Genomic DNA, 13,478 nt, shown 5'->3' on the forward strand with positions numbered 1-13,478 from the left:
ATCAGTGACGCGAGCGACGCACCAGCGAGCCCACATCCAGAATCAGTGCCACGCGACCATCACCCATGATGGTGGCGCCCGACACGTCATTGACCTTGCGGTAATTGCTTTCGAGGTTTTTCACCACGACCTGTTGCTGTCCCAGCAGTTCATCGACCAGCATGGCGACCCGGCCACTCTCGGCCTCGACCACCACCATGATCCCGCTGTTGTGCTCCCAGTCGAAGCGCGGTACGTTGAAGACATGTTCCAGCTCGATCACCGGCATGAACTCTTCGCGCACCTCGACGACTCGGCCTGAGCCACCGACGGTCTTGATCATTTCAGGGCTGACCTGGAAGGACTCGACCACCGAGGACAGCGGCAGGATGTAGACCTCTTCGCCGACACCGACACTCATGCCATCCATGATGGCCAGGGTCAGCGGCAAGCGCACCGCCACCCGCATGCCATAGCCTTCAGCCGAGTCGATTTCTACCGTGCCACCCAGGGCCGTGATGTTCTTCTTGACCACGTCCATGCCGACACCGCGACCAGACACGTCGGTCACCTGATCGGCTGTCGAGAAGCCCGGCGCAAAGATGAGCCCCCAGACCTCCTGATCGGTCATGGTGTCCGGTGCATCAATGCCCTTTTCACGGGCCTTGGCCAGCAGCTTCTCACGATTGAGACCGCGGCCATCGTCGCGCACTTCGATCACGATTGAGCCGCCCTGGTGGGAAGCGGCCAGCGTGATGGTGCCGACTTCCGGCTTGCCCTTGGCCAGGCGATCAGCCGGCAACTCGACACCGTGGTCGCAGGAGTTGCGCACCAGGTGGGTCAGCGGGTCGGTGATCTTTTCGACCAGGCCCTTGTCCAGTTCGGTGGCTTCCCCGTGGGTCACCAGTTCAACCTTCTTGCCCAGCTTGTTGGCCAGATCACGCAGCATGCGCGGGAAGCGGCTGAACACGGTCGACATCGGAATCATCCGGATCGACATCACCGCTTCCTGCAGGTCACGGGTGTTGCGATCAAGGTCGGTCAGACCGGAAACCAGCTGCTGGTAGACCACCGGATCAAGCCCACGGCTGTTTTGGGCCAGCATGGCCTGGGTGATCACCAGCTCGCCCACCAGGTTGATCAGTTGGTCAACCTTCTCGACAGAGACGCGGATGGTGGACGACTCCAGCCCACCGGCAGCGGGCTTGTCGTGCTTGACCGCCGGCTTGGCCGGTGCGGCGGGCGATGCGACAGCAGGCACAGGTGCTTCGGCAACCGGTGCCGGTGCTGCACCGGCAGGGGCGCCTGGCGCGTTGTCAAAGAAACCATAGCCCGCATCGGGTGCCGGGGCGGCAGCAGCAGGTGCGGCTGCATGCTCGGGCTCATTGAAAAATCCGTAGCCCGGGTCTGCGGCGGGGGCAGCGGCACCACCCATGGCCACGAAATTGACCTCTTCACGCGCCACATGGAAGGTGAACAGATCCAGCAGCTCGGATTCGGCGGTTGCGGTCTCGAGCTTGAAGCGGCGTACATGGGCCAGTTCAGGCAGATCAGGCAGCGCTTCCAGCTTGCCCAGACCATCGATTTCCTTGAACAGCTCCAGGAGGTTGTCAGCCTGGGCAGGATCGCTCAGCGGGCCGACGCGCAATTCGACAGTGCGCTGACCTTCCGACGGGGCGGCACCCCCAGATGCGACAGGTTCGGCTGCGGCAACAGGGGCGGCAACCGGTTCCGGAGCAGGTGCAGGCATTTGCGGTGCCGCAGCGGCCGACGCACCGGCAGGCACCTGGCCATTGACCAGGGCCCGGATGTTGAAGAGCAACTCCGAGGTGTCGATCGGATCGCCGCCATTGCCCTGGTGGCGCGCCAGCATGGCCTTGAGCGCATCGCCCGAGGCCAACAGCACGTCCACCATCGCGGCATTCGGTGCCAGCTCGTGGCGACGCAGCTTGTCCAGCAGCGTTTCCATCTGGTGGGTCAGCTCGGCGACATCACTGAAGCCGAAGGTGGCGGACCCGCCTTTGATGGAATGGGCGCAACGGAAGATGGCATTGAGCTCTTCGTCGTCAGCCTGGGTGATGTCCAGCTCCAGCAGGAGCTGCTCCATGTTGTCGAGATTCTCGCCAGCTTCTTCAAAGAAGACCTGGTAGAACTGACTGAGGTCGATACCTGCGGATTGGCTGTTGTCTGTGCTCATCTCTGCCATGTCCAACTCCTGAATCTTGTGCTTTGTGGTCCCGGCTTTCGGCGAAACAACCGCTTAGCGGATCACCTTCTTGATCACTTCGATCAGCTTGTTGGGGTCGAAGGGCTTGACCAGCCAGCCGGTGGCACCGGCAGCACGACCCGCCATCTTCATCTGGTCGCTCGACTCGGTGGTCAGGATCAGGATCGGGGTTGCCTTGAACTGCGGGTTTTCGCGCAGCTTCTTGGTCAGGCTGATGCCATCCATGCGGGGCATGTTCTGATCGGTCAGCACCAGATCAAAGCTGCGGTTGCCGGCCTTTTCCCAGGCGTCCTGACCATCCACGGCCTCAACAACGTTGTAGCCGGCGCTCTTGAGCGTGAAAGACACCATCTGGCGCATGGAAGCTGAATCGTCGACGGCAAGAATCGAATGCATGTCGCTCTCCGGGGCGTGAATTAACTGTTGACTGTCCTGCTGGACGACCAAATGGTCGTTTTTTCGGCAGGTGAGACCATTTCTTTAGAACAACTCCACCGATCCGGCGTCCATTTCGTCCTGGGTCACCGGATTGGGTTTGAGAGGACCTTCATCGACCACTGCCTCGCCATCGGGGTCCTCACCCATGGCGTCACGTGCAATCTGGTCGGCGCAACTGCGCAAGCGCCGATTGGTATGACAGATCAGCTGTGTCGCCATGTCTTGAAATTGCAGGGCGGTCACGGTCTTGTAGAGGGTCTGCAAGGTCTCCTGGAGCTGCGGCGACAGCTCGTGACGTCCATCATCGATCACGTCACCCAGTTGCTGCGCCGCACCATGAAACCCGCCAATCAGGGCCTCACAGGCGTCGTCCAGCAGACGCTGGAGTCGCTCCAGGTCATTTGCGGCTGTCATCAGGTGATCCTGCAACTCGGCTGCCACCAGCAAGGGAATCTCTCGCGGAGGCGGCGGCGCGGTTTGCGGCTCTTCGTTGGTCAACATCGTGACTCCACTCAACCAGGTTAACGGGCCCCAGACAGCGGGGGGCGTTCAGGCATCAGTCTCACACCAAGGCCAATCCCTATATCGGTGATATCGGCAGCAAGCCTTAGCGGTTGATAGAATTTTTCACGTTTCCGGACGCCTGCTTTATCGCGATCACGCGGGAAAACCGGGTGCATATCGAATGATTGAACACACCTCCGAGCCAGCTCCCCTCTCACAAGGCCCTTCGGCAGCCTGCGGCGGCACTGAAGTGCCAGCTGAGTCATCGTCACCCCGACTACGGGTTTTGCACCTGGAAGACAGTGAACCAGATCACGATCTGGTCATGATCCACTTGCGACGCGGCGGCATCCGGGCCGATATCCGTCGGGTCGACACCGAGGCGGCCTTCGTCGATGCGCTGCTGGAAGAGGAATGGGACCTGATCCTGTCCGACTACAACCTGCCGGGCTATTCCGGACTGGCCGCGCTCGACAAGCTGCGCGCCTTGGGCAAGATCATCCCCTTCATCCTGGTGTCCGGTGAAATCGGGGAAGACATCGCCGTGCAGGCCATGCGCAACGGCGCCAGCGACTACCTGCTCAAAAGCAATCTGGCCCGGTTGGCACCCGCGGCCATGATGGCCATCGAAGCCAACCGCACCCGCCTGGCCAAGCAACATGCCGATCTGGAGCTCAGCCAGTCACGCCAGCAGATACGCGAACTGGCACAGCATCTTCAAACCTCGATCGAGCAGGAACGTGCCGCCATTGCGCGGGAAATTCACGATGACGTGGGCGGTGCACTGACCGCCGTGAAGCTGGACCTGGCCTGGATAGCCCGCCATGCCACCACGCCAGCCCTGGCAGAACACGCCCAGCAGGCCATGGAAGCCGTCACCATGGCCCATGAAGCCGCTCAGCGCATCATGCACAACCTGCGTCCGGCCATTCTCGAGCAAGGGCTGGTCGCCGCGCTGCAGTGGATGACCGACCGCTTCGCCAAGCGCACGGGCATCACCACGACTTTCCGCACCAGCCACGACCAGCTCACGCTGTCAGCCGGCGTGCCACTGGTGGCCTACCGGTTTGCACAAGAGGCGCTGACCAACGTGTCCAAGCATGCCCAGGCATCACGCGTCAGCGTCGATCTGGCGCAGGCAGGTGGGGTGCTGTCCATCGAAGTGAGTGACAACGGACGTGGTCTTAATGACGACGACCTGGCCAAGGCCCGCTCCTTCGGGATACGGGGCTTGCGCGAACGTGCGGAGACCGTCGGGGGCTGGGTTGACATCAGCAGTGGTACCGATGGCACAACCCTGATCCTTTCGGTCCCCTTATCTGGGCCGGAAAACGGCTTTCTGGATGCAGTTACGCCAGAATTGCTGGATACGCCACTCGGCAGCGAGGGCGATCCGGACGACCCGACCACCTGGGGCCACCTGCAATGATCAAAGTCATCCTCTGTGACGACCACGCGCTGATTCGCCGCGGCATCCGCGACACCCTCGCCGACGCCGATGACATCGATGTCGTGGGGGAAGCGGCGGACTATGGCGAGCTGCGCACCCTGATGCGTGACCGCTCGTGTGACGTGCTGGTGCTCGACATCAACCTGCCAGGCCGCAGCGGTCTGGATGTGCTGCACGTGCTCAAGGAAGAAGGCAGCCTGTTGAAGGTGCTGGTGGTGTCCATGTACCCCGAAGACCAGTACGCCATGCGGGCGCTCAAGGCAGGCGCCTCGGGTTATCTGAACAAGGGCAGCGATGCGGCCCAGATCGTGGCGGCCGTGCGCACGGTCGCCCAGGGCAAGAAATACGTGACGCCCGAGATGGCGCAGATGCTGGTGGACAACCTCACCACACCCACACAGGAAGACGCCCACCAGAAACTCTCGGACCGCGAGTTGCAGACTCTGGTGATGATTGCCTCGGGCAAGCGCCTGTCCGACATCGCCGAGCAATTGCTGCTCAGCCCCAAGACCGTGAGCGTCTACCGCGCCCGCGTGCTCGAAAAGCTGGGACTCACCAACAACTCCGAACTCACGGTCTACGCCATCCGCAACGGCCTGGTCTGAACGGGGCCGCTGCGTCCGACCGACACAACTCACTCGATCGGTGTGAGCTTGGCTACGCTGAGCATCAGCCACTTGGTGCCATGACGTCCAAAGTTGACCTGGACGCGCGCGTCTGCCCCCGAGCCTTCCAGGGTCAGCACCACCCCTTCACCAAACTTGTTGTGGAACACGCTCTGCCCCACACGCAGACCGCCCTCGCTCTTGGCTTGTGCCATGGCCTTCGGCAATGGCGCCGTGAGGTCCTTGAAGCTGTCTTCTGAGCGAGCGGACCCGCCCCACTGGCGATAAGGCTGGGCCCCCGCCCCGACCATCGAGCCCATGCCGCGACCGCTGCTCCAGGCATCCTGGTAGGACTTGGCAAAACCCGATCCGAACCCCTGGTTGCGCGGCGTCAGCCATTTCAGGGCGGCTTCCGGCAACTCGTCAAGGAAGCGGCTCTTGATGTTGTAGCGGGTCTGGCCGTGCAGCATGCGCGTCTGGCAGAAGCTCATGTGCAAGCGCTTGCGTGCCCGGGTGATCGCCACATACATCAGCCGGCGCTCTTCTTCGAGGCCGTCGGCGTCGTTCATCGAGTTTTCGTGCGGGAAGAGCCCCTCTTCCAACCCGGTGATGAAGACGTAATCGAACTCCAGGCCCTTGGCCGCGTGCACGGTCATCAGTTGCACGGCGTCCTGCCCGGCCTGTGCCTGGTTGTCGCCGGCTTCCAGCGCCGCGTGGGTCAGGAAAGCCACCAGCGGAGAGATGATCTCCCCGGTTTCCGCATCAGGCAGCGTGTTGACCTGTGCCACGGCAGCCGGCAGCCCTTCGGCAATCGAGCCCGGAGTTTCGTCAACCGGCAGGGCCACGGCGTCCTTGCCAAAGCCCTCCTGGGTAACGAAAGCTTCGGCAGCATTGACCAGTTCGGCCAGGTTTTCCAGCCGTTCCTGGCCTTCTTTCTCCAGCCGATAAAAATCAGCCAGCCCGCTGGCCTCGACCACGTGCTCGATGATCTCGCGCAGGGTCAGACCACGGGTGGCCTCGCGCATGCCATCGACCAGCTTGTTGAACGCGGCCAGGTTGTTGCCGCCTTTGCCGCTTACGGCAGCAATGCTCTGCCACAGGCTGCGGCCCGTCGCGCGTGCGGCATCTTGCAGCTGCTCCATGGTGCGCGCACCAATGCCCCGGGTTGGGAAGTTGACCACCCGCAAATAGCTGGTGTCGTCGTTCGGGTTCTCGATCAGGCGCAGGTAAGCCAGCGCGTGCTTCACTTCAGCACGCTCGAAGAAGCGCAAGCCCCCATACACCTTGTATGGCACCGCGGCATTGAACAGCGCCGATTCGATCACCCGCGACTGGGCGTTGCTGCGGTAGAGCACGGCCATCTCGCGCAAGGGATGGCCCTCACGCACCAACTGACGCGCTTCATCAACGATCCACTGGGCATCGGCGTAGTCGCTGGCGGCCTCATGCACGCGAATCGGCTCGCCCTGCCCGGCATCGGTCCGCAGGTTTTTGCCCAGGCGGCGGGTGTTTTGGGCGATCAGGGTATTGGCCGCATCCAGGATGTGGCCATAGCTGCGGTAGTTCTGCTCCAGCTTGATGACGCGGGGCACCTTGAACTCGCGCTCGAAGTCGGACATGTTGCCGACCTGCGCGCCCCGGAAAGCGTAAATGCTCTGGTCATCGTCACCAACAGCAAACACGCTGCTGCCCGTGACCTCGGGCCGCCCGGCAAACATCTTCAACCAGGCGTATTGCAGGCGGTTCGTGTCCTGAAACTCGTCGACCAGAATGTGGCGGAAGCGCCGCTGATAGTGCTCACGCAACTCGGGGTGATCCCGCATGAGCTCATAGGTGCGCAGCATCAGCTCGCCAAAGTCGACCACCCCCTCGCGCTGGCATTGGTCTTCGTAGGCCTGGTAGACCTGCTGCTGCATGCGGCTGAGGTCATCGTGAGGTACAAGATCCCCCGGGCGCTTGCCATCGTCCTTGGCATTGGCGATGAACCAGCTGGTCTGCTTGGGCACGCAGCGTTCTTCATCGAAGTTGAGCGCCTTGATCACACGCTTGACAGCCGAGAACTGGTCTTGCGTGTCGAGAATCTGAAACGCCTGAGGCAGGCCTGCCAGCTTGTGGTGCGCGCGCAGGAAGCGGTTGCACAGGCCATGGAAAGTGCCAATCCACATGCCGCGCGTGTTGATAGGCAGCATGCCCGACAAGCGGGTGAGCATTTCCTTGGCGGCCTTGTTGGTGAAGGTCACCGCCATGATGCCGGCCGGCGAGACCTGGCCCGTCTGCAACAGCCACGCGATGCGCGTGGTCAGCACGCGCGTCTTGCCGGAACCCGCCCCGGCCAGAATGAGCAAAGGCCCCTGCGGAGCCGTGACAGCCGCCAGCTGCTCTGGGTTGAGCCCCTTGAGCAAGCCGGAGGAATGGGGTTCGCCGGGCTGTCCGTGCTGATCGAACAGGCCTGCGGGAGTCGAATGTGCAGTCATCCGAAAATTGTAGGCTGCATCGCCCTTCTCCCGCCGCATCGACCCGACAAGGGCCGTGCGAGATCAGGCCAGCGCCATCTGCTGGCGGGTGAGCAGCTTGTCCATCAGCTCACGCACACTGCGGATCTGGTCACCGAAAGGCAAAGCACCGGCACCTCGGAAGAAGAGCCCCTTCTTGACATCGCCACGCAAGGCGGCAGCCAGCTGGTTGTCGATGCAGAACTGCCCCCAGCCCGCCAGACCATCGCGCAAGCCACATTGAGCCAGGCAGTCGAACGCCTTGGTGCAGCGGTTCTTCACGTGGGCAACGGCTTGCAGCTTGTCCTCGATCTTCAGGTAGGCCTTCAGCCAGGGCGTCGCCACCGCACGCGCCGGCAAACCCGCCACACTGGTGAACTCGACCACGTCCTCATCCCGGGCCTCGGCCAGCACCCGCTTGAACTCAGGGTGGGCATCGCCCTCTTCGGTCACGGCAAACGGGGTGCCCAGTTGCACACCTGCCGCGCCCAGGGCCTGCACCCGCGCAATGTCTGCATGGCTGCGGATGCCACCTGCGGCAATGAGGGGGATTTCCTTTTCGATACCGGCTGCACGCAAGAAAGCGATCGAGTCGGGGATCACGCGCTCGAAATCAAACCGGGGGTCGTTGAGGTCCGCGATGCGAGCGGCCCCCAAATGCCCGCCGGCCAGCCGCGGATGCTCGATCACGATGGCATCAGGCAGACGCTTCTTGCGCTCCCATTTCTTGACAATGAGCTGCACGCCGCGGGCATCGGAGAGGATCGGCACCAGCAGTGCATCAGGGTGGTCCTGCGCCAGGTCCGGCAAATCCAGCGGCAGGCCAGCGCCCACCACCACCGCGTCGATGCCGGCCTCCAGCGACCGCTTGACGTAGCCCGCGTAGTCACTGACGGCGCGCATGACGTTCATGGCCAGCAAACCACGCCCCTCGGAACGCGCCCGCGCGGCCTTGATTTCCCGCTCGACCGCTTCCAGATTGGCTTCATCGATGGCCGCCTTGGTGGCCTCATCCTGCCCTACGCGGGTAGCCAGCCCCTGGGTGCGCTCCATCAGATCAGGGTGATGGCGCCGCAAATCGACACAGGACAGCGTACCCACACCACCCATGGCTGCAACCGAGCCCGCCAAGCGCTGGGCCGACACGCCAATGCCCATGCCCCCCTGCACGATCGGCAAAAGCCGTCGTCCGCCCAGCATCATGGGCTGCAGACCGCTCCCGGCCAGCTTGGTGTCCAGATCCGGATCAATGAAACCGGCATCGAGCGATGCCATCAGTGGGTGCGGAGCATTCATGGGTGCCTTGATAAATATACAGTCGTATAAGAACCCATGCACAGTAGCGGCTGGTGCCACGCATGGATTTGTCTCAGGTCAACCCCAGGCGCTTCAGCGGTGCTCCCAGGACGAGTCGATCTCGTTGAAGATCGCACCGCCATCGTCGGCCACATCCTGATAGGGGCCCGTACCGCTGTGATCAGAAGCCGACGCCGGCACGAACTGGCCTTTGAGCACATCAAACACATGCACCTCGCCATCTTCGATGACGTAGTGCCAGCCGTGCAGCGAGATCTCTCGCTTTTCCACACGCTGGCGCACCATGGGATAGTCCATCAAGCGTTCGAGTTGCAGCACGATCGAGCGCTGCTCGGTGCGACGCAGGGCTTCCTCCGTCACCTGAACGGGCAAAGCGGCTTCTCGCGCCAGACCCAGCCAGGCATCGAGGTTATGGGCCTCGGGCGACACCTCTTCGTAAAGTGCCTTCATCGCACCACAGTGCGTGTGCCCACACACGATGATGTGACTCACGTGCAGGTTCAGCACGGCATATTCGATGGCCGCAGCCGTGCCGTGCAGACCATACTGACCGTCATAGGGCGGCACCAGGGCGCCCACATTGCGCACGATGAACAACTCACCAGGACCTGCGCCGGTCAGCATGTAGGGCACGATCCGCGAGTCGGAGCACCCGATGAACAAGGTTGTCGGGTGCTGCCCCTCATTGACCAGATGTCGAAAGCGATCCTGGTACTGCGGGAAATAGTCGGTGTGAAAACACCTCAGGCGTTGCAGGAGTTCGTCTGGCATGGCTGGCTCCGAGAATCGCCGCAGTCTTATTGAACCAGCGGCGAATCGACAGCGGGCAGTTCGTCCAGGGTGACACCCGCCTGGGCTGCAAGCACTTGCAGGTACTGGCGCAGCGCTGTGCGACTAGCCTGTCGTTGCAAAGCTGACGACACCGCTGAACGAACCTGATCGAAAGGCGGCAGCGTGCCGGCTTCGCGGGCCATCACCTCGACGACATGCAGGCCAAACCGGCTGTGCACGACCCGCGGCAACACCCCGACTTCCGCATGCCCGAACAGCTCTCGCGCAAACTCAGGTGCGCATTCATGCGCAGCCAGCCATCCCAGCTCGCCGCCCTCCGCACCGCTCGGGCAGTTGGACCACTGGCGAGCTGCCTCACCAAAGGCGCCATCCGACGTCGCGCAGCGCAGGTCCAGCAAGAGCTTCTCGGCACGCTGGCGCAGCGCCTGCACGTCCACACCGTCCGTCACTGCCAGCAAAATGTGGCGGGCATGCACCCGCTCGCCCTGCTGCCACCGCGCAGGCGACGCTTCGTAAAAGCGACGGCAGTCTTCCTCGGCAGGTTCGGGCACGCGCAGTTCACGATCAAGCAGGGCCTCGATGGCCTGCACTGCCGCTTCTGACACGACGCCATCTTCAACAGGTGGATCCTCTGCTGCCAGCAGGCCCGCCTGCTGGGCGGCCTGCCGAAGCAACTCGGTGCAAAGATCTTCGGTGCGGCTCATGTCAGTGCCCCACGTGACGATCAGGAGTCAGATGGTCAGCCGGCAGATTCAGCTTGCGGCTGCGCACCACCTGATACGGGCGCAGCGCATAGGTCGCCGAAGCGAACCCGCTCCACACATGAACCAGGCGGGTGAAGGGGAAAATCAGGAACACCGACATGCCCAGCACCATGTGCAGCTTGAACACCCAGTTGACGTGCGACAGCAATTCGACGGCACCGCCCTGGAAGGTCATCACATGTTGTGCCCAGCCCGCCAGCGCCATCATCATGGTCCCATCCAGGTGCTGTGCTGACATCGGGATGGTGGCCAGGCCCAGCCCCAGTTGAACCAGCAGCAGCCACAGCAACACGATGTCGCTGGTGCGCGAATTCAGGCGAATGCGCGGATCGCTCAATCGGCGGTGCAACAGCACGGCAATGCCGATGAAGGCCATCGTGCCAGCGATGCCGCCGGAAACCATGGCCATCAGCTGCTTGTTGCCAGCGCTGATGAAGTGCTCATACAAGGCATGGGGGGTCAGCATCCCGAAGAAATGGCCAAAGAACAGAAACAGCACCCCAATGTGGAACAGATAGCTGCCCACGCGCAGCTGCCCGGTTCTCAGCAACTGCGATGAGTCGCTCTTCCAGGTGTACTGATCACGGTCGAAGCGAATGAGGCTGCCGACCAGAAACACGGCCCCACAGATGTAGGGATAGATGCCAAAGAGGAAAGTATCCAGTGCGTTCATGCTGATGCTCCCGGACGCCCTTGGGCGTTGCGAACAATGTGAATCGGTTGCGGTTGATCAGGCCGGCTTTGGCCCGCCGATGTGCATCCACCAAAAGCCTCGGGCTCCTGCCAGTCTTCATCCATGGGCTTTTCATCTGGCAAGGCCAGGTGCTCGATGCGCTCGCCTGCCAGCCACAGGGTCGTCGCCAGCACGGCCGCATAGGGGCTGGAGCGCTTGGCCAGCGCCGTGTGGATGGCGTTGAGGATGTGAGCCATCTCGGCCAGAAAGCCCTTGGCAACGTCAGCAGGTTGGGTCGACACGAATTCGAGCACCACCGGCAGGTAATCCGGCAACTCGCTGTCGTCCAGATACAGGCCCGCCTGCTCATAGGTCTGCGCCAGGTCCACCATGGCCGGCCCGCGCTCTCGCGAGTCGCCGTGGACATGTTCGAACAGATGCAGCGAGGTGCTGCGACCGCGATCGAAACAGTCAACGTAGCGCGCCTCGAGATCAAACGGGTCGCACTGAACCAGTTCATTGATCAGCGCCAGCAAACTGGCCCGGTGCTCTGCCGGGAGCTCCGGCTGAGCCTGCACCACGTCGGCGAGGTCACCCGCAGCCTGTCGGAGTTGCGCATCGGGGTAGCACAGCAAGGCGGCCAGCACCTTGCAAAGGTTGCGATGGTTCATGGTCTGACTCCTGACTTACAGCGTGGCCTTGATGGGAATGGTGCGGCGCTTGCCCTGACCGAACAGGCTTTCCTGCGATGCACCGTCCGAACAGCCATTGCCGAACGAGAAGCCACATCCACCACGCAGATCGAACGCGCTCTCGGCGTATTCACGGTGGGCCGTGGGGATCACAAAGCGGTCTTCGTAGTTGGCGATGGCCATGATCTGGTACATGTCCTGCACCTGCTCGACCGACAGCCCCACCTGCTCCAGCGCAGCCAGGTTTTCACGCCCCTCGACATGGACCTCGCGCTGATAGGCTCGCATGGCCAGCATGCGCTCCAGCGCACGTGTCACCGGAATGGTGTCTCCCGCGGTCAACAGATTGGCCAGGTACTGCACGGGAATGCGCATCTGGTTGACATCCGGAATCTGACCGTTGACACCGATGTGCCCGGCCTGTGCCGCCGATGTGATGGGTGACAGAGGCGGGATGTACCAGACCATCGGCAAGGTGCGGTATTCCGGGTGCAGGGGCAATGCCACCTTCCAGTCCATGGCCATCTTCCACACCGGGCTCTTGCGGGCTGACTCCAGCCAAGCTTCTGGCACACCGTCCAGGCGCGCCTGCTCGATCACCTTCGGGTCATGCGGGTCGAGGAACACATCCAACTGGGCCTGATACAGGTCCTTGTCGTGCTCCACACTGGCTGCCGCCTCGATGCGATCGGCGTCGTACAGCAGCACACCCAGGTAGCGGATGCGGCCCACGCAGGTTTCCGAGCACACAGTCGGCTGACCGGCTTCGATGCGCGGATAGCAGAAGATGCACTTCTCGGCCTTGCCGGTTTCCCAGTTGTAATAGATCTTCTTGTAAGGACAGCCCGACACGCACATGCGCCAGCCACGGCACTTGTCCTGGTCAACCAGCACAATGCCATCTTCCTCACGCTTGTAAATCGATCCTGATGGGCACGAAGCCACGCAGGCCGGGTTAAGGCAGTGCTCGCACAGACGCGGCAGGTACATCATGAAGGTCTGCTCAAACTGACCCAGAATGTCCTTTTGCACCTGCGTGAAGCTGTCCAGGTTGGCATCCTTGCTGCGCTTGCTGAACTCACCCCCCAGGATCTCTTCCCAGTTCGGACCCCAGACGATCTTCTCCATGCGCTGACCGGTGATCAGGCTGCGTGGACGCGCCACGGGAGCAGCCTTGCTCTTGGGCGCACTTTGCAGGTGGTCGTAGTCGAACGTGAAGGGCTCGTAATAGTCGTCGATTTCGGGCAGATTAGGGTTGGCAAACAGGCCGGCCAGCAACTTGAGCTTGCCACCTTGACGCGGCACGATGCGGCCATCAGCCTTGCGCACCCAGCCACCCTTCCACTTGTCCTGGTTCTCCCATTCCTTGGGGTAACCGATGCCAGGCTTGGTTTCAACGTTATTGAACCAGGCGTACTCAACGCCGGGCCGGTTGGTCCAGACGTTCTTGCAGGTGACCGAGCAAGTGTGGCAACCAATGCACTTGTCCAGGTTCAGCACCATGCCGATTTGGGCACGAACTTTCATCTTGTGTTCTCCTTGCTG

The 13,478-nt window shown here is 62.2% G+C and carries 12 protein-coding genes; 2 read left to right on the forward strand and 10 right to left on the reverse strand.

Annotation, left to right across the window (positions count from 1 at the left end; translation table 11 throughout):
• Nucleotide 1 precedes the first annotated feature (1 nt).
• From ACE3PH_RS03490 to ACE3PH_RS03500, 3 genes are all read right to left on the reverse strand, one after another.
• Nucleotides 2-2,185, reverse strand: a complete 2,184-nt coding sequence (locus tag ACE3PH_RS03490; protein WP_374316574.1) for a chemotaxis protein CheA — start codon at nucleotides 2,183-2,185, stop codon at nucleotides 2-4.
• A gap of 54 nt (nucleotides 2,186-2,239) precedes the next feature.
• Nucleotides 2,240-2,602, reverse strand: a complete 363-nt coding sequence (locus ACE3PH_RS03495) for a response regulator (protein WP_374316576.1) — start codon at nucleotides 2,600-2,602, stop codon at nucleotides 2,240-2,242.
• Nucleotides 2,603-2,686: 84 nt separating this feature from the next.
• On the reverse strand, nucleotides 2,687-3,145 hold the full coding sequence (locus ACE3PH_RS03500; protein ID WP_374316578.1) for a hypothetical protein: 459 nt from the start codon (nucleotides 3,143-3,145) through the stop codon (nucleotides 2,687-2,689).
• 328 nt (nucleotides 3,146-3,473) lie between these two features.
• Between ACE3PH_RS03500 and ACE3PH_RS03505 the strand changes: the two genes are divergently transcribed.
• Together ACE3PH_RS03505 and ACE3PH_RS03510 are read left to right on the forward strand one after the other, a co-directional pair.
• Complete coding sequence (locus ACE3PH_RS03505; protein WP_374316580.1) at nucleotides 3,474-4,577, forward strand: response regulator; 1,104 nt, start codon at nucleotides 3,474-3,476, stop codon at nucleotides 4,575-4,577.
• Nucleotides 4,574-5,203, forward strand: a complete 630-nt coding sequence (locus ACE3PH_RS03510; RefSeq protein ID WP_374316582.1) for a response regulator — start codon at nucleotides 4,574-4,576, stop codon at nucleotides 5,201-5,203. Before ACE3PH_RS03505 ends, ACE3PH_RS03510 begins: the two co-directional genes overlap by 4 nt.
• A 29-nt stretch (nucleotides 5,204-5,232) precedes the next feature.
• On the opposite strand, the gene ACE3PH_RS03515 is transcribed toward ACE3PH_RS03510, so the two are convergent.
• From ACE3PH_RS03515 to narH, 7 genes are all read right to left on the reverse strand, one after another.
• Nucleotides 5,233-7,677: a UvrD-helicase domain-containing protein gene (locus tag ACE3PH_RS03515; RefSeq protein WP_374316584.1), complete on the reverse strand. Its 2,445-nt coding sequence runs from the start codon at nucleotides 7,675-7,677 to the stop codon at nucleotides 5,233-5,235.
• A gap of 63 nt (nucleotides 7,678-7,740) precedes the next feature.
• Complete coding sequence (locus ACE3PH_RS03520; RefSeq protein ID WP_374316889.1) at nucleotides 7,741-8,898, reverse strand: NAD(P)H-dependent flavin oxidoreductase; 1,158 nt, start codon at nucleotides 8,896-8,898, stop codon at nucleotides 7,741-7,743.
• 186 nt (nucleotides 8,899-9,084) lie between these two features.
• The gene (locus tag ACE3PH_RS03525) at nucleotides 9,085-9,783 is read right to left on the reverse strand and encodes a carbonic anhydrase (RefSeq protein WP_374316586.1); all 699 of its coding nucleotides are present in this window, start codon (nucleotides 9,781-9,783) and stop codon (nucleotides 9,085-9,087) included.
• A 26-nt stretch (nucleotides 9,784-9,809) separates the two neighbouring features.
• Nucleotides 9,810-10,508, reverse strand: a complete 699-nt coding sequence (locus ACE3PH_RS03530; protein WP_374316588.1) for a peptidylprolyl isomerase — start codon at nucleotides 10,506-10,508, stop codon at nucleotides 9,810-9,812.
• 1 nt (nucleotide 10,509) lies between these two features.
• Nucleotides 10,510-11,241, reverse strand: a complete 732-nt coding sequence (gene narI, locus ACE3PH_RS03535) for a respiratory nitrate reductase subunit gamma (protein ID WP_374316590.1) — start codon at nucleotides 11,239-11,241, stop codon at nucleotides 10,510-10,512.
• Nucleotides 11,238-11,912, reverse strand: a complete 675-nt coding sequence (gene narJ / locus ACE3PH_RS03540) for a nitrate reductase molybdenum cofactor assembly chaperone (protein ID WP_374316592.1) — start codon at nucleotides 11,910-11,912, stop codon at nucleotides 11,238-11,240. Before narJ ends, narI begins: the two co-directional genes overlap by 4 nt.
• A 15-nt stretch (nucleotides 11,913-11,927) precedes the next feature.
• Complete coding sequence (gene narH / locus ACE3PH_RS03545; RefSeq protein ID WP_374316594.1) at nucleotides 11,928-13,460, reverse strand: nitrate reductase subunit beta; 1,533 nt, start codon at nucleotides 13,458-13,460, stop codon at nucleotides 11,928-11,930.
• Between the last annotated feature and the right edge of the window lie 18 nt (nucleotides 13,461-13,478).

Origin of the sequence: Aquabacterium sp. (genome assembly GCF_041909175.1) — a bacterium.
Lineage (GTDB): Bacteria > Pseudomonadota > Gammaproteobacteria > Burkholderiales > Burkholderiaceae_C > Aquabacterium.

Excerpts from the sequence above, each read along its gene's own strand:
- ACE3PH_RS03490 (WP_374316574.1), bottom strand. The coding sequence starts at position 2,185 with ATGGCAGAGATGAGCACAGACAACAGCCAATCCGCAGGTATCGACCTC.
- ACE3PH_RS03495 (WP_374316576.1), bottom strand. The coding sequence starts at position 2,602 with ATGCATTCGATTCTTGCCGTCGACGATTCAGCTTCCATGCGCCAGATG.
- ACE3PH_RS03500 (WP_374316578.1), bottom strand. The coding sequence starts at position 3,145 with ATGTTGACCAACGAAGAGCCGCAAACCGCGCCGCCGCCTCCGCGAGAG.
- ACE3PH_RS03505 (WP_374316580.1), top strand. The coding sequence starts at position 3,474 with ATGATCCACTTGCGACGCGGCGGCATCCGGGCCGATATCCGTCGGGTC.
- ACE3PH_RS03510 (WP_374316582.1), top strand. The coding sequence starts at position 4,574 with ATGATCAAAGTCATCCTCTGTGACGACCACGCGCTGATTCGCCGCGGC.
- ACE3PH_RS03515 (WP_374316584.1), bottom strand. The coding sequence starts at position 7,677 with ATGACTGCACATTCGACTCCCGCAGGCCTGTTCGATCAGCACGGACAG.
- ACE3PH_RS03520 (WP_374316889.1), bottom strand. The coding sequence starts at position 8,898 with ATGATGCTGGGCGGACGACGGCTTTTGCCGATCGTGCAGGGGGGCATG.
- ACE3PH_RS03525 (WP_374316586.1), bottom strand. The coding sequence starts at position 9,783 with ATGCCAGACGAACTCCTGCAACGCCTGAGGTGTTTTCACACCGACTAT.
- ACE3PH_RS03530 (WP_374316588.1), bottom strand. The coding sequence starts at position 10,508 with ATGAGCCGCACCGAAGATCTTTGCACCGAGTTGCTTCGGCAGGCCGCC.
- narI (WP_374316590.1), bottom strand. The coding sequence starts at position 11,241 with ATGAACGCACTGGATACTTTCCTCTTTGGCATCTATCCCTACATCTGT.
- narJ (WP_374316592.1), bottom strand. The coding sequence starts at position 11,912 with ATGAACCATCGCAACCTTTGCAAGGTGCTGGCCGCCTTGCTGTGCTAC.
- narH (WP_374316594.1), bottom strand. The coding sequence starts at position 13,460 with ATGAAAGTTCGTGCCCAAATCGGCATGGTGCTGAACCTGGACAAGTGC.